Genomic DNA, 21,413 nt, shown 5'->3' with positions numbered 1-21,413 from the left:
TACGCGTGCGGACGGCCGGAGCGTTCACCCGACGGAACCATCCCGGACAACCGGGCGCGCCCGGAACCGGTAGCGGAACTCAGACCTCCAGCAGGCCCTGCTCGCGCACCAGCCAGCAGATCGCGGTCAGCCGGAGGACGGCGTAGTCGTAGCCCACCGGCTCCTGCCAGCCGATCTCGGCCAGCGCGTCCAGGAAGCCCAGCGCGTAGTCCGCCAGTTCCGCACGGTCCAGGGGCCGGGGCGCCAGCTCCGGCCCCTGCGCGTACAGCAGCTCCCGCAGCATCGCCACGTGCTGGTCGACCGCCGCGACGAAGCCGGGCTCGAAGGCGAGCTCGGCCAGCCGGGGCGTGAAGGAGGCCACGATGCCGGGAAGCGGGCAGCCGTCCGGCCCGTCGGGGGAGGGCCGGAACGGTTCGTCGGGGGTCGCGAACATCCGTCCAAGGTAGGCGAACCGGCGGGTGGGCAAGCCGACCCGTGACGGTTCCGTGGTGAGACCTTGGCCACCTTCGGAACGTTCCGTGGCATGGCCGGTTCCCTGCGTTCACGGGCGGGTGGTCTGTACCAGAATGGCCCGCATGGATCTCCGCATCTTCACCGAGCCCCAGCAGGGCGCGAGCTACGACACCCTCCTGAAGGTCGCCCGCACCGCCGAGGAGCTCGGCGTCTTCAGCGCCTTCTTCCGCTCCGACCACTACCTGAAGATGAGCGACGCCGACGGCCTGCCCGGCCCTACCGACGCCTGGATCACCCTGGCCGGCCTCGCCCGCGAGACCAGCACCATCCGCCTCGGCACCCTGATGACCGCCGCCACCTTCCGGCTGCCGGGCGTCACCGCGATCCAGGTCGCCCAGGTGGACGCGATGAGCGGTGGCCGGGTCGAGTTCGGCCTCGGCGCCGGCTGGTACGAGGCCGAGCACACCGCCTACGGCATCCCCTTCCCCAAGGAGAAGTTCGGGCGGCTGGAGGAGCAGCTGGAGATCATCACCGGGCTGTGGAGGACCAAGCTCGGCGACACCTTCGACTTCTCCGGCGAGTACTACACCCTCACCGGCTCGCCCGCGCTGCCCAAGCCCGCCCAGGAGCGCATCCCGGTGCTGGTCGGCGGTTACGGCCCGAAGCGCACCCCGGCGCTGGCCGCCCGCTTCGCCGACGAGTTCAACCTGCCGTTCGCCTCGGTGGAGGACACCGCCGCCCAGTTCGGCCGGGTCCGCGAGGCCGCCGAGCGGGCCGGGCGTCCGGCCGACGGGCTGGTCTACTCCAACGCCCTGGTCGTCTGCGTCGGCCGGGACGACGCGGAGGTGGCCCGCCGGGCCGCCGCGATCGGCCGCGAGGTCGACGAGCTGAAGGCCAACGGCCTGGCCGGTACCCCGGACGAGGTCGCGGAGAAGATCGGCCGGTACGCGGCGGTCGGCAGCGAGCGGGTCTACCTCCAGGTGCTCGACCTGGCCGACCTGGACCACCTGGAGCTGATCGCCTCCCGGGTCGCCCCTCAGCTGGGCTGAAGGTCCGTCCTGCGGGTCTTCGCCGGGTCCGCCAAGGTCCACAGGACGGGCCCGGCTGCCCGCACCGGCCCTCCGTACCCGCCCTGACCACGGGTCTTTACTCGTTCTTGGGAATGCGTCATGCTCCTGGGGGAGGAACCAGGAAACGGTGGGGGGCGGGCCGGTGGCCGGGACACGAACAGCGAGGGCGGCGGTGCCCACGGCGCCGCCGCCCCGCCCCGCCGGCGGCCGGGCGATCCGAGCGGGCCTGCACGAGCTGCGCGGCCCCGGCCCGGCCGCCCTGCACTACCCCGCCGGCGACCTGCTGGTGGTCACCGGACTGCCCGGCAGCGGCAAGAGCACCCTGATGCGCCGCAGCGTCCGCGCCCCGCTGGTCGACTCCCAGCAGGTCCGGGAAGAGTACGCGGTCCGGCTGCCCGGCCGCCTCCCGTACGCGCTCTACCGTCCGCTCGCCCGGCTCGCCCACTACCGGCGGCTGCGCCGCGCCGTCCTGGGCGGCGGGCCGCTCGCCGTGCACGACTGCGGCACGCTCCCCTTCGTCCGGGCCTGGCTCACCCGTGCCGCCGCCCGGCAGGGCCGACGGGTGCACCTGCTGCTGCTCGACGTCGACCCGGCGGAGGCCCGGGCGGGCCAGCGGCGGCGCGGACGCGGCGTCTCCCGTTACGCCTTCGCCCGGCACCGGGCCGCCGCCGACCGGCTGCGCCGGCTGCTGCTCGGGGCCGGGCGGCCGCCGGCGGGCTGTGCGTCGGCCGTGGTACTCGACCGGGCCGCCGCGCGCGCCCTGCGGGAGATCGACTTCACGGCGTCGTAGTCTCGGCGAATCCGCGCCGGGCACCGCCGGTGGGCTTTCGTCGGTGGCTGCGCCCGGTGGTCAGCGGCCGGGCGCCGACGGGCGGGCGCGTGGCGCGGGCGACACCCGGTCACCTTCCTTTCCCGTCAGGAGCGCTGATGCGCCGTACCGCCCGGGCGCGCTCGCGTGCCCCTCGTCTGTTCCCCTGCGCCGCCGCGCTGGTCGCCGCCGCCGGGCTGAGTCAGCTCGTGGCCCCGGCCCCGCACCACGCGGTGGCCGCCGCAGCGGTCTGCGACGGCGCCGACGCTGCCGCCGCCGCCCGCAAGCCGGCCGGCAGCCGGGCCGGGAAGGACCCGAACGCCGTCAGCGCCGCCGAGGCCCGGGCGATGCAGACGGACCTGGACGACCGGCTCGCCAAGCTCGGCTCCGCCCACGTCCCGCTCGCCGCCGTCCCGACCATCGTCCCGGTGTACGTCCACGTGATCCACGCCGGGGACGCCGGGCGGCTGGACCAGGGCGTCGTCGCCGCCCAGATCGACCACCTCAACGCCACCTACGGCGGCCAGGGCGCGGGCAACACCCCCACCCCGTTCCACTTCGAGCTGGCCGGCACCGACTGGACCGACAACGCCGCCTGGTACACCGGCATGACCCCGGGCTCCGCCACCGAGCGGGCGATGAAGACCGCCCTGCGCAAGGGCGACCAGGGCACCCTCAACCTCTACACCGCCCACCTCGGGCAGTCCCTGCTCGGCTGGTCGACCTTCCCGAACGTCTACCGCTCGAACCCCACCGACGACGGCGTGGTCGTCCTCGACGACTCCCTGCCCGGCGGTCCCGCCACCCACTACAACGAGGGCAACACCGCGACCCACGAGACCGGCCACTGGCTCGGCCTCTTCCACACCTTCCAGGGCGGCTGCCTGCCCCCGGGCGACTACGTGGACGACACCCCGCCCGAGGGCACGCCCGGCTACGGCTGCCCCGAGGGCCGCCACAGCTGCCCGGGCTCCGGGCTCGACCCGATCCACAACTTCATGGACTACAGCTACGACTCCTGCATGAGCCAGTTCACCCCGGGTCAGGCCCAGCGGATGGCGAACTCATGGGCCGCCTACCGCAGTTGAGTCGGCAGAAGACGTCGAGGTAGAGCAGCGTCCGGCCGCCGGCGGCGCGGAACTCGTACGCCCGGTGGTCCTCGGCCGAGGCTTTCCGCCAGGCGGCCGGGCGCTCCTCGGGGGCCAGCAGCACCGGGACCAGGGCATCCGGGAAGTCCTGGTGCCAGCCGTCCCAGTCGCCCAGTGTCATCTCGTCGGCGCCGACCGCCAGCCGCTTGGCCAGCCGGCGCTCCAGCGGGCCCCGGTCCAGGTGCCAGGAGCAGCCGTCGGCGTCCAGGAAGCCGCCGGCCGCGACCGGGTGCTCACGGCCCCGGGGTTCGTGCGCCTCCCTCGACGCCAGGGCGGCGAGGACCTCGGCGAAGCCGCCGGTACGGCGGCGCGGCTTGCTCGGCATCCGTCGATGGTCCCAGGCGCGCCGGGTCGTCGCACCCGAATGTGAATGCGGAACGCCGCATACGGCGCGGCAACTACCGACCATTTGTCCGATTTGATCTATGTTTGGCGGGTTGATGCCGAGCAGGAGCAACCGAAGGAGACACGGCATGACTGCCAACCCCCGGATCGTCGTCGGTGTGGACGGCTCACCCGCCTCGGAGCAGGCGCTGCGCTGGGCGGTCGACTACGCCAAGGCCGTCGGCGGGACCGTCGACGCGATCGCCGCCTGGGAGTACCCGGCCTTCTACGGCTGGGGCGGGACGAGCGTGCCGGCCGACGTCTACAGCCCGGAGGAGCTCGCCGGCAAGACCCTCTCCGAGAGCGTCGTCAAGGTGGTCGGCGACGACCCGGGCGTGCGGATCAGCCAGCGCGTGATGCCCGGCAATGCGGCCGGGGCCCTGCTCCAGGCCGCCAAGGGCGCCGCGCTGCTGGTCGTCGGCAGCCGCGGCCTCGGCGGCTTCTCCGGCGTACTGCTCGGCTCGGTCAGCCGCCACGTCACCGAGCACGCGCCCTGCCCGGTGGTCGTGGTCCGCGAGGGCCAGGTCGCGGCCGAGTCCGAATAGCGCCCGGGGCCGGCCGGCAGCCAGGGGCGGCAGCCCGCCGGGCCGTCATGCGGACCAGAATGGAGTCATGCCAGAAGGTGACTCCATCTACCGCGTGGCGGCCCGGCTGCACGACGCCCTCGCCGGGCAGCTGCTGACCAGCGCCGAGCTGCGGGTGCCCGCGCACGCCACCGCCGCCCTCGCCGGCCGCCGGGTGCTCGAGGTCCGCCCGCGCGGCAAACACCTGCTCACCCGCCTCGAAGGCGGCCTCACCCTGCACACCCACCTGCGGATGGACGGCCGCTGGGAGGTCTACCGCCCCGGCGAGCGCTGGACCGGCGGCCCGGCCCGGCAGATCCGCGCCGTCCTCGACACCGAGCGGGGCACCGCCGTCGGCTACCGGCTGCCCGTCGTCGAGCTGCTGCGCACCACCGACGAGCAGCGGGCCGTCGGCCACCTCGGCCCCGACCTGCTCGGCCCCGACTGGGATCCGGTCGAGGCCGTCCGCCGACTCCTCGCCCACCCCGGCCGCCCGCTCGTCGAGGCCCTGCTCGACCAGCGCAACCTGGCCGGGATCGGCAACGTCTACGCCAACGAGCTGTGCTTCACGGCCGGACTGACGCCGTGGACCGCGATCGGCGAACTCCCGCACCCCGACCGGCTGGTGGAACGTGCCCGGCAGATGCTGGAAGCCAACAAGCTGCGCCCCGGCCACATCACCACCGGCGACACCCGGCCCGGCTACCAGCACTGGGTGTACGGCCGGGCCGGACGGCCCTGCCCGCGCTGCGTCACGCCCGTCCGGTCGGGACGTCAGGGCGAACCCCCACGGGACCGGATGGTGTTCTGGTGCCCCTACTGCCAGCGCGGCCCGGCCCCGGCGGGCAGGGCCTGACCGGCGGATCCCCGCCGGGTCCGCGGCGCGACCCTCCGGTCGGGCCCTACGGCCGCTCGACCAGGGCGGGGTGGCGCGGGTCGTCCACCCGCACGGTGACGTCGGCGGATTCGGCGGGCCCGGTCTCCGCCTCGTAGCGGGCGAAGGCGGGCAGCGTCCACTGCTGGTCGGCGGGGGTGCGGCGGGCCAGCGCGGCCGGGGTGAGCGCCAGATGGACGGTCAGCTCCAGCGGCAGCCAGCGGCCCAGCAGCAACGCGCCGTCCAGCACCAGCACGCCCCCGGGCGGGAGTTGCGTGTACGGGGCGCGGGTGGAGCGGTCGGTGACGGGGTCGCGCAGCGAGGGCAGCACCCGGCCGCTGCCGCCCGGTTCCAGCGGGTCCAGCACCTCGCGCAGCAGGGCGCCGTCGTCCAGCCAGAGGTCGTGGAAGGCGTCCGCGTCGTGGCGGCCGTACTCCAGCCGGATCGAGGCCGGGCGCAGGAAGTCCGCCGCGGACACGCGCAGCGCGGGGCGGCCGCGCAGCCGCAACGGCTCCACCAGGGCGTCGGCCAGCACCTCGGGCCGGGCGGGCCCGGCGCCGTCCACCGCGACCCGCAGCCGGCGCTCGCCGGCGCCGGGCAGCGCGGTGATGCGGTCGGCGAGCAGTTCGGCCAGCTTGTCGGGGGAGATCGGGCGTACCTGCATCAGGCCATCCTGCCGCGTCGTCCCGTCCGCCGGGCAGGTCCTAGGACAGCGGGAGGGCGTGCAGGATGTCGTCGTGGCCGGCGTAGAGGTGGTTTCCGTCGGCGGCGACCGTCCAGACGTCCCGGCCCGGGCCGGAGTCGTGGAAGGTCCACGCCGGCACGCCGGTCGCGGTGTCGATCGCGCTGACCCCACCCGCCGCCGGACCCGGGACGTACAGCGTGCCGCCGACGACCAGTGGACGGCTGCGTCGGTCCAGCAGGAACGGCAGGCGGTAGGACCAGAGCACCGTGCCGGTGCCCGCGTCGTGGCAGGTGACGAGGCCGTTGTCGCGCGGGACGAACACCCGGACGCCGTCCGGGACGGGCGGCAACGCCCGCCAGGACTCGCCCCGGGCGGGGGAGTGGGTCCAGCGCGGCTCGCCGCCGGGCCCCAGCCCGCGCACGCCGCCGTTGCCGTCCGGGACGAGGAAGTTCTCCCGAACGGCAGCGCACCAGCGCAGATCCTCGTCGCCGGGGGCGGTCCACAGCTCGCGACCGGTGGTGGCGTCCCGGACCACCAGCTCGGTGCGGTTGCCGAGGGAGCGGGCGCAGGCCACCAGGCGGGCAGTGCCCCTGGTGGCGGGGGCGATCGGCTGTTCCTGGTGGTCGGCGGCGACGGACCAGAGCAGGGAACGGCCGTCGAGCTGCAGCGCGAAGACCCGGTTGCCCGGCGCGGTGCCGTCCGCGCGGGGTCGGCCCCAGACGTAGCCGTAGAGGACGCCGCCGCCCATGCAGGTGAACAGGAGCTGGTCCTGCAGTTCATCGGGCAGCGGCAGGCTCCAGTCGCGGGTGGGGTCGGTGAGGTGGCGGGCGTCCAGGTGTCCTCGGGAGGCGGCGGTGAAGAGGTACTCGGGCCCGACCGCGACCTTCCCGACGGGCGGCTCCAGGTCGCTCGGCCAGCCCGGGGGCGGCGGCGGGTCGAACACCAGCAGCCGCTGGGGGGCACCGCTGGCCGGGTCGAGGACCTGCATCCCGGCCTTGGAAAGGAACACCGGGCGGTCCGGCGGGGCGACCAGCCGCTCGGGGGTCATGGCCTGCGCGCCCCGGTACGTCCACAGCGGGGTCGGCCCGGACAGCGCGGTCGGCGTCGGCTTCGTCGGCTCCGGCACCGGCCGGTCGGAGCCCGAGCCCGCGAACGCCCACGCCACCCCGCCGACCGCCAGCACCCCGGCCCCGACCAGCAGCCCGCGCCGACTCAGCCGGGGCCCGTCCCCGCCCGCGCCGATCACGTCCCCGGGCGCCTCGGCCGCGCCGTCCGCCTCCCCGTCCCACTGCCACGACTGCTCCCGGGCGGCCCCCTCGGACGACGGCGACTGCATCCCGCTCTCGCTTCCACCCCCGGCGGCCTCGGCGCCGCCACCCGCCGGGAGGATATCGAACAGTCCCCGAACCATCCGAAGCCGCCGCTCAGCCGTACCCGGCGGAGGTCGACCTCACCGAGCTGTAGATCTTCACCCTCCTGGCGGATGGGCCGCGAGGGCGGTACGGACGTCCGTGCCGGTGCACCCGGGGCAGTGGGTGCTCGCCTTGACACGGTTCCGGGGCGGACGTAGCAAGGGAGCATGCGCCGTCCGCATGCGACCGGGGCCGCTGAGCCGGTTCACGAGGAGGTCCCGGAAATCCTGCCGGAACCGGTCCTGGACACGGCTCCGGATGCGGGCGCGGTGCCGGGGGAGGTCTGGGAGTCGGTCGTGGAGGTGGCCCTGGAGGCGGCTCCGGTGGCGGTCCGCGAGCGGGACAAGCTGCTGGCGGAGGCCGTCCGCCGGGTGCTGGGGTCCACCGGGGCGCACGGGGCGATGGCGTACCTGCGTTCGCGGGACCGCCGGTCGCTGGTGCTGTGCACCCTCGCGGGGGTGCCGCTTTCGATCATGAGCTCGTTCCGGCGGGTCGCCGCCGCCGGGCCGCTGCCGGTCGCGGTCTGCTTCCGGACCGGCCGGACCATCGCGCTGGCCGACACCGAGGACACCATGCGGCGCTTCCCGCAGCTCGCGGTCGGCCTGCCGTACGACTTCGTCTCGGCCTGCGTGCCGGTGGAGTACGGCGGGGACCGGTTCGGGGTGCTCAGCGTGCTGTGGCCGGCCTCGGACGAGGGCGTGCCGGAGCAGGCGGCCGGTCAGCTGGACGCCATCGCCTCCCGACTCGCCTTCGGGCTTGCCGGGTTGGCCGGGTCCGGGCAACCGGTCGAGCCGGCCGGGGACGCCGCCGTGGTGGAGCTTCCGCCGCCGGCGGTGCCCAGCACGAGGGTCGGGCTGTTCGACTGGAACACGGCCACCGGCGCGCTCGCCGCCGACGCGGTGTTCCGGGAGATCTTCGGCTTCGCGCCCGGTGAGTTCGACGGCACGGTGAGCTGTCTGACCCGCCGGATCGCCCCCGGGGACCTGCCCGAGTTCCGGGCCGCTGCCCGCACCGCCCTGGAACGCGGCGAGGTGCTGGCCGCCCGGGTGCGGGTGCTCGGGCCGAACGGCCGCCCGTACCCGGTGGAGCTGTGGGCCCGGGTGCCCGGCGCGATCGTCGACGGCCGGACCCACCTGGTCGGCGCCGTCCTGGACGTCCGGACCCTCACCGCCGCGGCGGCCGCCGTCGAGCGGCTGCGCGAGGGCGTCTTCTCGCTCGACCCGGACGGCCTGATCACCTACGCCAACCGCGCCAGCGAGCCGCTGCTGCGGGCGAGCCGGGAGGAGCTGGTCGGCCACCACCTCTGGGAGGTGCTGCCCTGGCTGACCGACCCCGTCTACGAGAACCGTTACCGCGCGGCCCTGATCTCCCAGCAGCCCACCGCCTTCCTCGCCACCCGACCGCCCGACGGTTGGCTCGCCTTCTCGCTCTACCCCGACATCCACGGCGTCACCGGCCGGGTGGTCGCCGCCGAGGCCCCGCCGGGCGCGGCCGAACCGCCCGCCGCCCCGCCGCCACCCACGACCACCGGCGTGGGCGGCACCCACCACCTGCTCCAGCTCGCCAGCGCGCTCACCGAGGCGGTCACCGTGCGCGACGTGTGCCGGGCGGTGGCCGAGGAGATCCTCCCGGCCTTCGGCGGTCAGGAGCTCGCCATCTACGGGGTGCGCGAGCAGCACCTGCACCTGGTCTCCCAGTTCGGCTACCCGGACGGCTTCCTGGACCGCTTCGAGGGCACCCCGCTCGACGCCCGCGTGCCCGGCGCCGAGACGCTCAGCACCGGAACCCCGATCTTCTTCGAGTCGGTGGGCGAGCTCGCCGCCACCTACCCGGGCCTGGCCCTGGACGACATGGGTGCCTGGGCCTTCCTGCCGCTGATCGCCTCCGGGCGCCCGGTCGGCAGCTGCATCCTCGGCTTCGACCTCCCGCGCCCGTTCACCGCCGAGGAGCGCGGCCTGCTCACCGGCCTCAGCGGTTTCATCGCCCAGGCCCTGGAGCGCGCCCGGCTCTACGACGCGGAGTTCGCCCTGGCCCGCGGCCTGCAGCAGGGCCTGCTGCCGCACCGCCTCCCGCAGGTGCCCGGCATCCGGATCACCGCCCGCTACCTGCCCGGCACCCAGGGCATGGAGATCGGCGGCGACTGGTACGACGCGATCGTCACCGGCGCGGACCTCACCCTGGTGATCGGCGACGTCGAGGGCCACAGCGTCGGCGCCGCCGCCGCGATGGGCCAGCTGCGCAGCGCCGTGCGCGCCTTCGCCTGCGGCGGCGAGCCGCCCGACCAGGTGCTCGCCCGTACCAACCGGCTGTTGCTGGACCTCGACCCCGGGCTGCTCGCCAGCTGCTGCCTGGTCCGCCTCACCCCCGCCGACGGCACCGTCCGGATCGCCCGCGCCGGGCACCTGCCGCCGGTGCTGCGCCACCCGGACGGGCGGGCCGAAGCGCTGTACGTCGCCGGCGGGCCGCTGCTGGGCGTGGACGAGGAGGCGGCGTACCCGATCAGCGAGCTGCGGCTGCGGCCCGGCTCGCTGCTCGCCCTCTACACGGACGGACTGGTGGAGGACCCGGCGCTGGCGATCGACCAGGGGGTGGAGCGGCTGCGCGCCGCGCTGGACCACGGCCGGGCCGGGGAGGAGATGGAGGAGCTGGCCGAGCGGCTGCTGCGCGAGGTCGGCTCGACCGGGCGGGTGGACGACGTGGCGCTGCTGCTCACCGCCTGCGGACCGGCGACTTTCGTCGGTGCGGAGGGCGACGAAGGGTGACCGCGGGCGCGGTGACCGCCCGGTTAGCCTCGACGGGTGGAAGCAATCGCGCGGGCCTGGTCGAGGGCGGTACGGACGGCGTCGAAGGTGGTACGGACGGCGCTGCCGGGCCCCTGGCCCTGGCGGCGGGTGGTGGGCGAGGCTTCGCTGGCCCTGGTGATGGGCGCCGTCGCGGCCCTGCTGGAGCTGGTGGCGGGCAGCGGGCTCGCCGTTCCGTTCGGGTTCGCGGTCGCCGTGCTGTGGGTGCTGCGGCGGGGGTTCCCGGCGAGCGTGCTGTTGCTGACGGCGGCGCTGACCGGCTGGTCGTTCGGGCCGTTGCTGATGCTGGTCTGCGCGGGCTGGGCCGCCGGGGCGCGGATCCGCCGGGTCTGGTGGCTGGTCGGTTCCTTCGTCCTGAGCTACCTGCTGTTCACCGCCACCGGTGTGCTGAAGGACGGCGCCTCGGCCTCGCCCAAGCTGATCATCGGACTGTCGCTCGGCACCTTCCTGGTCTTCGCCGTCCTGCCCGCTCTCTACAGCCGGTACCGGGCGCAGCGCCGCGCCCTACTGGACGCGCTGCGCGAGCGCAACGACCAGCTGGTGCGCGAGCGGGCCATGGTGGTGCACCAGGCGCGGCTGCGCGAGCGGCACCGGATCGCCCAGGACATGCACGACAGCCTGGGCCATCAGCTCGCGCTGATCTCCGTGCACTCGGGCGCGCTGGAGGTGGATCGCAGCCTCACCGACCGGCAGCGGGAGGCGGTCGGCGTGCTGCGCCAGGCGGCGGTCGCGGCGATGCGCGAGCTGCGCGAGGTGGTCGGGGTCCTGCACGACGAGTCGACGGCAGCGCCGCCCGTGGTCGGTACCCAGGGCCCGGCGCCGGCGCGCGGTGGGGTCGACGGGATCGTGGGGCTGGTGGAGTCCTCCCGGGCGGCCGGGACGGAGGTGGCGTACTCGGCGGAGGGCGAGCGGCGCCCGCTGGCGGCCTCGGTCGACAACGCGGCGTACCGGATCGTGCAGGAGGCGCTCACCAACGCCCACAAGCACGCCCCCGGCGCGCCGATCGCGGTCGCGCTTCGGTACGAGCCGGACGCGCTGGTGGTGGAGGTCACCAATCCCCGCGCGCCGGAGCTCGTGGGCGCGCGCGCCGGCGCGGGTGCGGCGGTGAGCGGCGGACAGGGGCTGACCGGGTTGCGGGAGCGCGCCCGACTGGTCGGCGGCATGGTGCACGCCGGGGCGACACCCGAGCAGGGCTTCCGGCTCGCGGCCGTCCTCCCGTACGAGGGGTCGGAGCAGGACGGTGGCGCGGCGGTGGCCGGGGTGGACGACTGGGTCTTCGAGGGCCTGCCGTCGGCCGACGAGCCGGACGGCGGCAGGCGCAGCCCGGCGATGGGTTGCGCGGTCGGGGTGGCCGGGGTCGCGGTCACCGTGCTCTGCCTGCTGATCTGGGGCCTGGTCGTCCTCATCCAGGGTGCCGACGACGCGACGGTGCCGAAACCGAAGTACGAGCAGATCAAGGTCGGCACGGCGGAGTCCGAGGTGCTGCACGAGCTGCCGCCCGGCAACGGTTTCTTCACCGACGGCTACAAGGGCACCGGGCCCGTCGCGCCGGAGGGTTCGCACTGCCGCTGGTTCCTCCTCGACGGGGAGCCCGGGGTCGCCTGGGACGAGGACCACGTGGCGCGGTTCTGCTTCAAGGACGGTGTGCTGGTGGACAAGCAGGAGTACGTCAGCAAGGGCTGAGCGGTCGGCCGCCCGGGCGCCGCGGGGGCGGGTTCGGGCCGGGGCCGGGCGGGATGTGAGGATGGTGCCGCAGCTGACGCACCACCCGAGGGGAATGACCACCAGTGATCCGAGTCCTCGTCGCCGACGACGAGCCGCTCATCCGGGCCGGGATAAGGATGATCCTGGGTTCGGCCGACGACATCGAGGTGGTCGCGGAGGCCGCCGACGGCCGGGAGGCACTGGAGCTGGCCCGGGCGCACCGGGTGGACGTGGTGCTGCTGGACATCCAGATGCCGGTGATGGACGGGCTGACGGCGCTCGGGGAGCTGGCGAGGGTCGCACCCGGCGCACGGGCGATCATCCTCACCACCTTCGGGGAGCGCGAGAACGTCCTGCGCGCCGTGACCGAGGGCGGCGCCGGATTCCTGCTCAAGGACACCGCGCCGAACGAGCTGATCCAGGCCGTCCGGGCGGCGGCCAGCGGCAACGCCTTCCTCTCGCCCGCTGCCACCCGGCACATCGTCGACTCGCTGGCCTCCGGCCGCAGCGGTTCGGCGGCCGCCCGTAGCGAGCGGGCCAGACGCCGGCTGGAGGTGCTCACCGGGCGCGAGCTGGAGGTGTTGGCGCTGCTCGGTGAGGGTCTGTCCAACGCGGACGCGGGGGCGCGGATCCACATGAGCGAGGCGACGGTGAAGACGTACGTCAGCCGGATCCTGGCCAAGCTGGGCTGCGAGAACCGGGTCCAGGCGGCGTTGCTGGCGCGGGACGCGGAGCTCGACGGGCATAGCTGAACGCGTTGGCGTGGACACGTTGCGTGATGGATGTGGCGGATCCCACTCAATCGGGTTTCCGAATCGGGAACTCCGGATGAACTGGTGACGGTCTGTCAGTTTCTCGTCGCACTGCGTGGATGGTGTGCCGGAGTTCACGGGCGGACAGATGTGAGTGAGGGCACGGAAGTTGATCGATTGATCGCGAAAATGCGGTCAAACCCGGTCGAATCGGGCACAGTTTCTTGATCGATACCGCCGGTAACAGTCAACTGACCTGCGATGACCAAGAATTGCTTGCTGTGCCCGGGATCTGCCCCCTAGCTTTCTTGGCGGCGCAACGAGCGCCACCCGGGTTCACCCCGACGCACTGCCCGCCGACTGACCCCCGGCGCGAGGGCGGTGCCCGCCGACCAGGCCGGCTCGAACAGGCCGTCGGCGAGCGGAGGTGGCCGGGGCGGCACGGCACGTCCGACACGTGCGCGGCCGCCCGTCGAGCGAGGTAAGCGCGACCGACCTGCCCATGTCCCGGGCCTGGTTCCGCCTGCCCGCCCGGGGCTTGTCGAGAGGACTTTCATGACTTCCCGTCACGAGACCGCCGCTGCCACCGACACCACCGTCAGCACCAAGCGCAACCGCGTTCGGATGGCGGTCCTCGCGGGTGCCGCCGTCGCGGCCCTGCCGGTGGCCGGCCTCGTCACGGCCACCTCGGCCTCTGCCGCACCCTCCTCCGCCTGGGATGCCGTCGCCCAGTGCGAGAGCGGCGGCAACTGGAGCATCAGCACCGGCAACGGCTTCCACGGCGGACTGCAGTTCACCCCGTCCACCTGGGCCGCGTACGGCGGGACCGCGTACGCCGCCCAGGCCAACCAGGCGACCAAGGCGCAGCAGATCGCCGTCGCCGAGAAGGTCCTCGCCTCGCAGGGGCCGGGCGCCTGGCCCGTCTGCTCGCAGAAGGCGGGCCTGAGCAAGGGCGGCGCCCCGGCGGCCGTCGACACCTCGGCGGACAGCGCCGCCGCGGCCAAGCCCGTCCAGCGGGCCGAGAAGCCCGCCGCGGCCCCGAAGGCTGCCCAGCCGGCCGCGCCCAAGGCCAAGCAGGCGTCGAAGGCCGCCAAGGGCCAGCCGTCCGCCAAGCCGGCCCAGTCCGCGCCGGTCGCGGAGAAGAACGCCACCGGCGGCAGCTACACCGTTCGCAGCGGTGACACGCTGAGCGACATCGCCGCCAAGTTCGGCGTCGACACCGACAGCCTGTACAGCAAGAACGCCCGCACCATCGGCGGCAACCCGGACCTGATCTTCCCGGGGCAGACCCTGACCGTCTGACGCCTCCCGCGTCCTGACGCCGCCTGAGCGGCCACCCCTGCGCGGGGTGGCCGCTCGGCGCGTTCGCGGTTCCCGCGCGCCGGGTCCGTGCGTCAGGCTCCCCGCGGGGGATCTGCGCGCCGGCACCTGCTGCTCCTCGACGGCGGGCGACCGGTCGAGCCGCCCTGCGACTGCGCGGGCGCCGACCCGTCGGCCGGGCCGAACTGGACCGGGCAGCCGGCGGTCGGGTCGTACGACCGGGGGCGCGCGGAGTCGTAGTTGAACGTTGAACGCAACGTCTGAATACCGCCGGAGTCGGGGAGGGCTTCGGTCGAGGATTGCCTCATGTCCGAGACCGGAGCAAGGAGTTCTGTGGATATGACGATGAGCGGTACGGCGGCGCTCGACGGCAAGGTGGCCCTGGTGACCGGCGGCAGCCGGGGGATCGGGGCGGCGGTCGCGCTGCGGCTGGCCGAGGACGGTGCCGATGTGGCGCTGACCTTCCAGGGCGCGGCCGACCGGGCCGAGGAGGTGGTCGCGAAGATCAGCGCGATGGGCCGGACCGGTTGGGCCGTCCAGGCGGACGGCGCCGACCCGGAGGCGGTGCGCGCCGCGGTGGCGGCGGTCGCCGAGCGGTTCGGTCGGCTGGACATCCTGGTGAACAACGCGGGCGTCGGCGCCGGAGGGCCGATCGAGGAGATGACGCTGGACGAGATCGACCGGGTGCTGGACGTGAACGTCCGGGCGCCCTACCTGTTCGCGCAGGCGGCGGCCGCCCACCTGACGGACGGGGGACGGATCGTCGGCATCGGCAGCTGCATCGCGCAGCGCGTCGCCTTCTCCGGCGGCACGCTCTACGCGACCAGCAAGGCCGCGCTGATCGGTCTCACCAAGGCGCTGGCCAGGGAACTCGGTCCGCGCGGGATCACCGTCAACCTGGTCCACCCGGGCCCGATCGACACCGACATGAACCCGGCCGACGGCGAGTCCGCCGACTTCCAGCGCAGTTTCACCGCGCTCGGCCGCTACGGCACGACGGCGGAGGTGGCGGCCGCCGTCGCCTACCTGGTCGGCGACGAGGGCCGGTACGTCAGCGGTGCGGAGCTCGCGGTGGACGGCGGGTTCGCGGCCTGACGGTCGGTCGGGAGCGGTCGGGTCGGTCGGGGGGCCGGTGTCGTGCCGGGCGGTCGTGGGCGCACGTGCTTACGATCACCCGGCACGACCCGTCCCCCCTTCCCGACCGAGAGGTGTGCCATGACCGCCGTGGACGACCCGATCGAGCTGCTCGCCCGGGCCCTCGCGCAGACCGCCGGTCTGATCGACGGCGCCGGCGTCGAGCTGGCCGGGCACCCGACCCCCTGCCGCTCCTGGGACGTCGGCGACCTGATCAGCCATCTGCTGTTCGACCTGCGGCAGTTCACCGTCCGGGCGCAGGGCGGGCAGCCGGACTGGTCGCAGCCGTTCGAACGGGTGGAAGAGGAGTGGCTGCACGCCTTCGAGGCCGGCGCGGAGCGGCTGGTCGAGGCCTGGCGCGCGGCCGGGGACCTCACCGGGACGGTGGAGGTCCCCGGCGTCGGCGCCCTCCCGGCACGTTTCCCGGTGGACCAGCAGGTCGCCGAATTCGCCGTCCACGCCTGGGACTTGGCCAGAGCCACCAGCCAGTCCACGGACGGTCTGGACCACGAGGTCTCGGCCGCCGCCCTCACCTGGGCCCGCGGCGCGCTCAAACCCGAGTACCGTGGCGAGGAGTCCGACCACCACGCCTTCGGCCCCGAGGTCCCCGCCCCGGCGGACGCCCCGCCGTACGACCGGCTCGCCGCGTTCTTCGGCCGCGACCCCTGGGCGGCCTCCGGTTCGTGACGGCGGTCCGGGACCGCGGGTCAGCGGAGGACGGCCAGGACGGCGCCCCACTGGGAGGTGGTCCGGCCGGCGGCGACGCAGTGCTCGGCGTCGGCCGCGATCCGGTGCGCGGTGGTGAGGCGGTAGGACGAGAGCTGGAGGGCCGGCAGGGTGGTCCAGCCGGTGCCGAACTCGGGGGCGGTGCCGGTGTTGCTGCCGACCGCGCTCACCAGGAGGTCGCCCGGGTCGCAGGTGGTGGCGGTCGCCGCGGTGGTGAAGTCGGTGCCACCGGCGTCGCCGGAGGCACGGGTGACGGCCCGGACGGTGGTGACGCCCCGGAACTCGTCCACGGTCATGTGGTACTCGCCGGCGCGCGGGTAGTCGGCGCGGATCGAGTCGGCGGTGGTCAGGGCGGTGGCGCCGAAGGCGGCGAGGACGAGCACCCGGTGGCGCAGCGAGTCGGTGACGTCCCCGAGGACCTGGAATCGGTCGCCGTGACCGTCCGTGACCTTGACCGGGCCGGGGCAGGTGCCGGTGAGCATCATCGCGACGACCAGGGTGTCTCCCGGGGTGACCGCGACGCGTACGGGGATCGCGAGTCGCGTACTGGAGGCGGCCTGTTGGTCGTAGGCGGTCCGGGCGATCCAGGACCCGGCCTCGGTGCTCGGGGTCGCGCCGTCCGGTGCGGGCGTCGGTTGCGGGTCGGGGGTGTCCGGTTCGGCGGACGGACAGGTCCGCGCGTCGGGATGGGCGGCGGGCGCGCGGATCGCGAGCAGGCCCAGCGTGCCGAGGATGCCGAGCAGCAGGCCGACGAGCAGGCTGAGCGCGTGGGTCCAGATCCGACGGCGGTGCGGGTGCGGTACGGCCGGCGGCAACGGTGGGACCAACAGCACCGATGGCACCGGCGGTTCGGCCGAGGGGAGAGGAGGCCGCGGTTCCGGGTTCGATGTCACCGCGGGCGAGGGGAGCACCGGCCCGGCGGGCGGCTCCCCGTTGACGGCCGCTGTCCAACGGCGGTGCCATTCCTCCTCGTTGCCGCCGCAAGCCTGGACGAAGGCCCTGGTGGTGGCCCAGGACGGGAGCCGCGAGCCGCAGGCGGCCTCGTAGAGCGTGGTGTGGGAGATCGAGCCGGCCGTCCTGGCCATGGTGCGGAACGAGGGCTGGCCCGCGTCCAGCCGGAGGGTGCGCAGCTCGCCCGCGAAGCTCTCGGCGGCGGTGGGCGAGGCTGCCCTTTGCCCGGGTCGCGGGTCACGTGCGTGCTCCGCCATGACGCCCCCTGTTGTCAGATGTCAGATCCCTTGGTGGCGCTGCTTGCTTGTTGCGTACGGATCATAGCGGCGGGTGACGGTGGCGATCAGAGGTCTGACAACTTTCCTCGGGGGATGGCGCGTTCGGGGTGGTCAGCCGCCCGTGTCAGCTGTTGTCAGATCTCGGTGGCCCGTATCGAACACCAGCGCCTGTCAGGTCAGCTGGCACCGCCGTCGACGTCAGGCGGCGGGACGGCACAACGGTTCCACAGGAAGGGAGAATCGACATGGTCAAGAGCCTGCTCGGCAGGATCGGACGGCGTGGGGCGACCGTGGTGGTGACGGCGGCGTTGGCGGCGGCAGGGGTCGGCCTTTCGGCGGGCGAGGCGTCCGCCTTCGGGTGGGTCACCGTCGGCGGCCCGGTCATCGGTCAGGCGGTGGGCGTCTACGCGCAGCCCACCACCAAGTCGTGGAAGGTCACGGGAGACCTGCACCACGGGGACTCCGTCGACGTGGTCTGCTGGACCACGGGTGAGGACATCAACAACCAGGGCGACGTGTGGTACCGGGTGGACGCCGCGCACTACGCCTCCACCGGGCAGACCTGGTACGGGAACGGCTACGTCTACGCCTCCTACGTGGACGGTGGCCTCGTGTGGCACCAGGGCGTTGTTCCGCAGTGCTGAGATCCCACTGAACCGCGAGTGCCCCCGGGCCGCCGGACGGGGGCACTTCGCGTTGTCGGCCTCGGAAGGCCGTCGGAAGGCCGTCGGAAGGCCGTTCGGGGCGCGCGGCCGATGGTGTCAGCTGTTGTCAGTTCCTGTCAGGCGGTACCGAACACCGGTGGTGATCGGGTCAGCTTGCTCCGCCGTCGAGGTCAACGGGACGGCATCAGAACGGTTCGACCGGACAGGAGAATCGGCATGGTCAAGAACATCCTCAACAAGATCGGGCGGCGCGGGGCGACCGCGGTGGCCGCGGTGGCGCTGGCAGCGGCCGGGGTCGGCCTCTCGGCGGGCGACGCCAACGCCGTCGGCTGGTACTACCTCAACAACAACCCCACCGGCCACGGCGTGGGCGTCTACTCGGCACCGTACTCCTGGACGGCCAAGACCACCGGTGACCTGGGCTCGTACTCGTGGTCCGGCGATGCGGTCAACATGGTGTGTTGGACCACGGGCCAGGACATCAACAACCAGGGCGACGTGTGGTACCGGGTGACCGCCGTGTACTCCGCCGGCTACGGTTACTGGTACGGGACGGCCTACACGTACGGTGCCTACACCGACAACAACTGGAACTTCCACGCGGGGACCATCCCGCAGTGCTGACCGCCCGCTGACCCGGTGCGCCCCGCCCGTCCGTCGGGCGGGGCGCACCCGCGTCAGTGCGTCCGCCGGGCCGCCGCCGCGCGCTTGATCGCCTCGCGGATGCGCGGGTAGCTGCCGCAGCGGCAGATGTTCTGGATCTGGTCGATGTCCGCGTCGGTGGGGTCGGGCGTGCGGCGCAGCAGGGCGACCGCCGTCATGATCTGGCCGGGCTGGCAGAAGCCGCACTGGGCGACGTCGCAGTCGATCCAGGCCTCCTGGACCGGGTGCAGGGTGTCGCCGTCGGCGAGGCCCTCGATGGTGGTGACGGTGTGGCCCTCGCAGTCCTTGACGGAGCGGGTGCAGGGCTGGAACTCCTGGCCGTCGAGGTGGCTGGTGCAGGCCCGGCAGACGCCCACCCCGCAGCCGTACTTGGGGCCGGTGACGCCGAGCTTGTCGCGCAGTACCCAGAGCAGCGGCATGTCGTCCGGGGCCTCGACGGTGACGGGCTGCCCGTTGAGGACGAAGGTGTGGGTGGGCATGGGGAGTGGTGATCCTCGGGCTCTGGGTGATCAGAAGTTGATGGGGAAGGAGCGCGGGCTGGTGCCGGTCGCGCGCGCGTAGGCGTTGGCGACGGCAGCCGAGGCCGCCGGGACGCCCAACTCGCCCGCGCCGCCCGGTGATCCGCTCGGGGGCATCAGGTGGATCTCGACCACCGGCGGGGTGTGCCGCTGGCGGGCGTAGTGGAAGTCGGCGTAACTGCCCTCCCGTACCGCGCCGTTGTCGATGTGGTTGCCCGCCTGCAGGATGACCGAGATGCCGTCGATCAGCGCGCCGGTCAACTGGGCTTCCAGGCCGCGGGGGTTGATGACCTGGCCGACGTCGGCGGCGACCACCGCCTTGGTGACCCGGGGGTTGGCCCGGTCGGAGGCGTCCAGTTCGACCAGGTAGGCGACCCGGCCGCCGTTCTCGTCGTGGTAGCCGACGCCCTGGGCGTGGCCGGCCGGCATCGGGCGGCCCCAGTCGCCGGCCTTGGCGACGCTGTCCAGGACGGCCTGTCCGGCGGCGTCGCGCACCCGGGCGCGGCGGAAGGCGACCTCGTCCTGGCCCATCCGGCGGGCGAGTTCGTCCATCATGATCTCGTCGGCGACCCGGACCATGCCGGAGTAGACCGAGCGCCAGCTGCCGGTGTGCACGGCCAGCGGCAGTTCGGCGAGCAGCTGGGTGGGGATGCCGACGTTGTACGGGTTCTTCTCGGTGAGCAGGAAGAAGGCCTGGGCGAGGCTGAGCCCGGCCAACGAGAGGTTGAACCCGGCCCCGGTGAGCGCCTCGCCGAGGCCGTGCGAGAGGTCGGTCCGGACGGTGGCGGCGCGGTGCTCCCAGGTGAGCACCTGACCGAGGCCGTAGGTGGCGCGGATCCGGTGGTGGCTGGCGGGGCGCATCCGGCCGTGGCGCATGTCGTCGTTGCGCGTCCACATCAGCTTGACCGGGCGGCCGGCGGCCTGGGAGATCTGGGCGGCCTCCAGGGCCGCGTCGAAGAACAGCCGGCGCCCGAAGGAGCCGCCGCCGCGCACCACGTGGACGGTGACGGCGTTCTGCGGCAGGCCGAGTTCGGCGGCGATGGTCTGCTGGGCGATGATCGGGCTCTGCGCGGCGAACCACAGCTCCGCGCGACCCGGCCGCACGTCGGCGACGGCGGTCAGCACCTCCATCGGGGCGTGGTTGACGAAGGCGAAGTCGAACTCGCCGTCCAGGTACGGGGTGAGCAGCGGCGGCAGGAGGAACGGCGCGTGCGCGGCGCGCAGTTGGGCCTGGATGTCGGCGGTGGACAGGTCGGCGACCGGACCGGGGTTCCAGGTGGTGCGCAGGGCGTCACGGGCCTTGAGCGCCTGGTCGAAGGTCTCGGCGAGGACGGCGACGCCGCTGGGGATCTGCACCACGGCGAGCACCCCGGGCATGGCGCGGGCGACCGAGGCGTCCAGGGACTTGAGGGTGCCGTTGATGGTGGTCGGGCGGGCGACCACGGTCGGCGCGGCGCCCGGGATCTGGAGGTCTCCGGCGTACTTGGCGCGTCCGGTGACCATGTCGCGGGCGTCGATCCGGCCGGTGGGCGTGCCGACCAGGCGCCGCTGGTCGGCCGGCTTGGGCGTGCCGGGCACGGCGGGCAGCACCACCGAGGCGGCGTCGGCGGCGAGTTCGCCGTAGCCGAGGCGGCGGCCGTCGGGGGCGAGGACGGCGGTGTCGGCGGTGCGCAGGGTGGTCGCCGGAACGTTCCAGCGGTTGGCGGCGGCGGTCACCAGCCGGGCGCGGGCGGCGGCCGCCGCGGCGCGCACCGGGTCGTACAGCGAGCGCACCGAGTTGGAGCCGCCGGTCAGCTGGTTGAAGAGCAGTTCGGGGCGGCCGTCGGAGAGCGGGACGTCCACGTCGGTGAGCTTGGCGTCGAGTTCCTCGGCGACCAGCATGGCGATCGCGGTGGTAAGGCCCTGGCCGACCTCCAGGCGCGGCAGGTGGAGCGCGGCACGCCCGGCGGGGGTGATTTCGAGCACCAGCAGGTGCGAGGTGGGCAGCCCGGCGAGGATCATCGCGTCACCGAGGTCGAGGACGTCCGGGATGCCCGGCAGGCCGAGCAACTGCGGTGGCGCGGTGGTGTCCTGGGCGGCCGCGGCGGCCTGTACGGCGGCCTGGGCGGAGGCGGGTGCGGCGGCGTCCAGGCCGAGCCGGGCGGCGACGGTGAGGGTCGGGGCGGCCAGCAGGTAGGTGAGGAATCGGCGCCGACCGGTGCCCTCGGCGACGGCCGGCTCGGCTGCCTCGCCCGGGTGGCCGGTGGAGTTCGAGGCGGTGGAGTCCGAGGGCGCGATGGAGGTGCTGATGGGAGGAAGCCCTTCGAGCCGGAGACGGCGCCGGATCGGGCGGGCACGCACGGCCCCGGCCCCGGTGCCGGATCGCGAACGCCGTTGAGCATAGGAGGGCGCTACTGACGGGTCAACACGGCCAATCTTGGCCCTCCGGTCGGGTGGTGGAGGTGCTCCGTCCGCTCAGGGCGGGGGAGTCGGAGCGGGTACGGACGGCGCTTCGGCCGCGCGGG

20 protein-coding genes are annotated in these 21,413 nt (G+C 74.1%); 13 read left to right on the top strand and 7 right to left on the bottom strand.

Features of this window, described 5'->3' with window-relative positions:
* Window positions 1-79: 79 nt before the first annotated feature.
* Window positions 80-433, bottom strand: a complete 354-nt coding sequence (locus tag ACFVWU_RS09895; protein WP_387617622.1) for a DUF6401 family natural product biosynthesis protein — start codon at window positions 431-433, stop codon at window positions 80-82.
* Between the two features lie 142 nt (window positions 434-575).
* On the opposite strand from ACFVWU_RS09895, the gene ACFVWU_RS09890 reads away from it, so the two are divergent.
* The 3 genes from ACFVWU_RS09890 to ACFVWU_RS09880 all read left to right on the top strand — a co-directional run bounded on the left by ACFVWU_RS09890 (window position 576) and on the right by ACFVWU_RS09880 (window position 3,419).
* Entirely contained in the window at window positions 576-1,502 is a 927-nt protein-coding gene (locus tag ACFVWU_RS09890) for an LLM class F420-dependent oxidoreductase (protein ID WP_387617620.1), read from the top strand.
* A gap of 193 nt (window positions 1,503-1,695) precedes the next feature.
* Window positions 1,696-2,313 carry an AAA family ATPase gene (locus ACFVWU_RS09885; protein ID WP_387617619.1) on the top strand — a complete coding sequence of 206 codons (618 nt, stop codon included), beginning with the start codon at window positions 1,696-1,698 and terminating at the stop codon, window positions 2,311-2,313.
* Between the two features lie 137 nt (window positions 2,314-2,450).
* The gene (locus tag ACFVWU_RS09880) at window positions 2,451-3,419 is read left to right on the top strand and encodes a zinc metalloprotease (protein WP_387617617.1); all 969 of its coding nucleotides are present in this window, start codon (window positions 2,451-2,453) and stop codon (window positions 3,417-3,419) included.
* Here the strand turns inward: ACFVWU_RS09880 and ACFVWU_RS09875 are convergent.
* Window positions 3,364-3,804 carry a hypothetical protein gene (locus ACFVWU_RS09875; protein WP_387617615.1) on the bottom strand — a complete coding sequence of 147 codons (441 nt, stop codon included), beginning with the start codon at window positions 3,802-3,804 and terminating at the stop codon, window positions 3,364-3,366. The genes ACFVWU_RS09880 and ACFVWU_RS09875 overlap by 56 nt on opposite strands.
* Window positions 3,805-3,952: 148 nt before the next feature.
* Between ACFVWU_RS09875 and ACFVWU_RS09870 the strand changes: the two genes are divergently transcribed.
* Together ACFVWU_RS09870 and ACFVWU_RS09865 are read left to right on the top strand one after the other, a co-directional pair.
* Window positions 3,953-4,408 (top strand): universal stress protein, encoded by a 456-nt coding sequence (locus tag ACFVWU_RS09870; RefSeq protein ID WP_387617613.1) that lies wholly within the window; start codon window positions 3,953-3,955, stop codon window positions 4,406-4,408.
* 67 nt (window positions 4,409-4,475) lie between these two features.
* Window positions 4,476-5,282 carry a DNA-formamidopyrimidine glycosylase family protein gene (locus ACFVWU_RS09865; protein ID WP_387617611.1) on the top strand — a complete coding sequence of 269 codons (807 nt, stop codon included), beginning with the start codon at window positions 4,476-4,478 and terminating at the stop codon, window positions 5,280-5,282.
* Window positions 5,283-5,328: 46 nt separating this feature from the next.
* On the opposite strand, the gene ACFVWU_RS09860 is transcribed toward ACFVWU_RS09865, so the two are convergent.
* Both ACFVWU_RS09860 and ACFVWU_RS09855 read right to left on the bottom strand, forming a co-directional pair.
* A complete protein-coding gene (locus ACFVWU_RS09860; RefSeq protein WP_387617609.1) occupies window positions 5,329-5,964 on the bottom strand; it encodes a uridine kinase in 636 nt (211 codons plus the stop codon).
* 40 nt (window positions 5,965-6,004) lie between these two features.
* Entirely contained in the window at window positions 6,005-7,321 is a 1,317-nt protein-coding gene (locus ACFVWU_RS09855; RefSeq protein ID WP_387617607.1) for a PQQ-binding-like beta-propeller repeat protein, read from the bottom strand.
* Window positions 7,322-7,564: 243 nt separating this feature from the next.
* Between ACFVWU_RS09855 and ACFVWU_RS09850 the strand changes: the two genes are divergently transcribed.
* The 6 genes from ACFVWU_RS09850 (at window position 7,565) to ACFVWU_RS09825 (ending at window position 15,795) form a co-directional block, all read left to right on the top strand.
* Window positions 7,565-10,159, top strand: coding sequence for a SpoIIE family protein phosphatase (locus ACFVWU_RS09850; protein ID WP_387617605.1), 2,595 nt, complete (start codon window positions 7,565-7,567; stop codon window positions 10,157-10,159).
* Between the two features lie 36 nt (window positions 10,160-10,195).
* Entirely contained in the window at window positions 10,196-11,881 is a 1,686-nt protein-coding gene (locus ACFVWU_RS09845; RefSeq protein ID WP_387617603.1) for a sensor histidine kinase, read from the top strand.
* Between the two features lie 104 nt (window positions 11,882-11,985).
* A complete protein-coding gene (locus ACFVWU_RS09840; RefSeq protein WP_387617601.1) occupies window positions 11,986-12,654 on the top strand; it encodes a response regulator in 669 nt (222 codons plus the stop codon).
* 555 nt (window positions 12,655-13,209) lie between these two features.
* Entirely contained in the window at window positions 13,210-13,956 is a 747-nt protein-coding gene (locus ACFVWU_RS09835) for a transglycosylase family protein (protein WP_387617599.1), read from the top strand.
* 357 nt (window positions 13,957-14,313) lie between these two features.
* Window positions 14,314-15,069, top strand: coding sequence for an SDR family oxidoreductase (locus tag ACFVWU_RS09830; protein WP_387617597.1), 756 nt, complete (start codon window positions 14,314-14,316; stop codon window positions 15,067-15,069).
* 120 nt (window positions 15,070-15,189) lie between these two features.
* Window positions 15,190-15,795: a TIGR03086 family metal-binding protein gene (locus ACFVWU_RS09825; protein ID WP_387617596.1), complete on the top strand. Its 606-nt coding sequence runs from the start codon at window positions 15,190-15,192 to the stop codon at window positions 15,793-15,795.
* Window positions 15,796-15,815: 20 nt separating this feature from the next.
* Here ACFVWU_RS09825 and ACFVWU_RS09820 read toward each other — a convergent pair whose 3' ends face one another.
* Window positions 15,816-17,042, bottom strand: coding sequence for a hypothetical protein (locus ACFVWU_RS09820; RefSeq protein ID WP_387617594.1), 1,227 nt, complete (start codon window positions 17,040-17,042; stop codon window positions 15,816-15,818).
* A 266-nt stretch (window positions 17,043-17,308) separates the two neighbouring features.
* Here ACFVWU_RS09820 and ACFVWU_RS09815 point away from each other — a divergent pair, with 266 nt between their 5' ends.
* Together ACFVWU_RS09815 and ACFVWU_RS09810 are read left to right on the top strand one after the other, a co-directional pair.
* Window positions 17,309-17,707: a hypothetical protein gene (locus ACFVWU_RS09815; protein ID WP_387617592.1), complete on the top strand. Its 399-nt coding sequence runs from the start codon at window positions 17,309-17,311 to the stop codon at window positions 17,705-17,707.
* A gap of 237 nt (window positions 17,708-17,944) precedes the next feature.
* Window positions 17,945-18,352 carry a hypothetical protein gene (locus tag ACFVWU_RS09810; protein ID WP_387617590.1) on the top strand — a complete coding sequence of 136 codons (408 nt, stop codon included), beginning with the start codon at window positions 17,945-17,947 and terminating at the stop codon, window positions 18,350-18,352.
* Window positions 18,353-18,405: 53 nt separating this feature from the next.
* On the opposite strand, the gene ACFVWU_RS09805 is transcribed toward ACFVWU_RS09810, so the two are convergent.
* A complete protein-coding gene (locus ACFVWU_RS09805; RefSeq protein ID WP_387617588.1) occupies window positions 18,406-18,870 on the bottom strand; it encodes a (2Fe-2S)-binding protein in 465 nt (154 codons plus the stop codon).
* A gap of 30 nt (window positions 18,871-18,900) precedes the next feature.
* Window positions 18,901-21,249, bottom strand: coding sequence for a molybdopterin cofactor-binding domain-containing protein (locus tag ACFVWU_RS09800; RefSeq protein ID WP_387617586.1), 2,349 nt, complete (start codon window positions 21,247-21,249; stop codon window positions 18,901-18,903).
* Window positions 21,250-21,413 lie beyond the last annotated feature (164 nt).

It is taken from the genome of Kitasatospora sp. NPDC058190, assembly GCF_042883685.1.
Classification (GTDB): domain Bacteria; phylum Actinomycetota; class Actinomycetes; order Streptomycetales; family Streptomycetaceae; genus Kitasatospora.
Note: the sequence above shows the minus strand (reverse complement) of the source record. Positions and strands in the feature narration are given on the sequence as shown.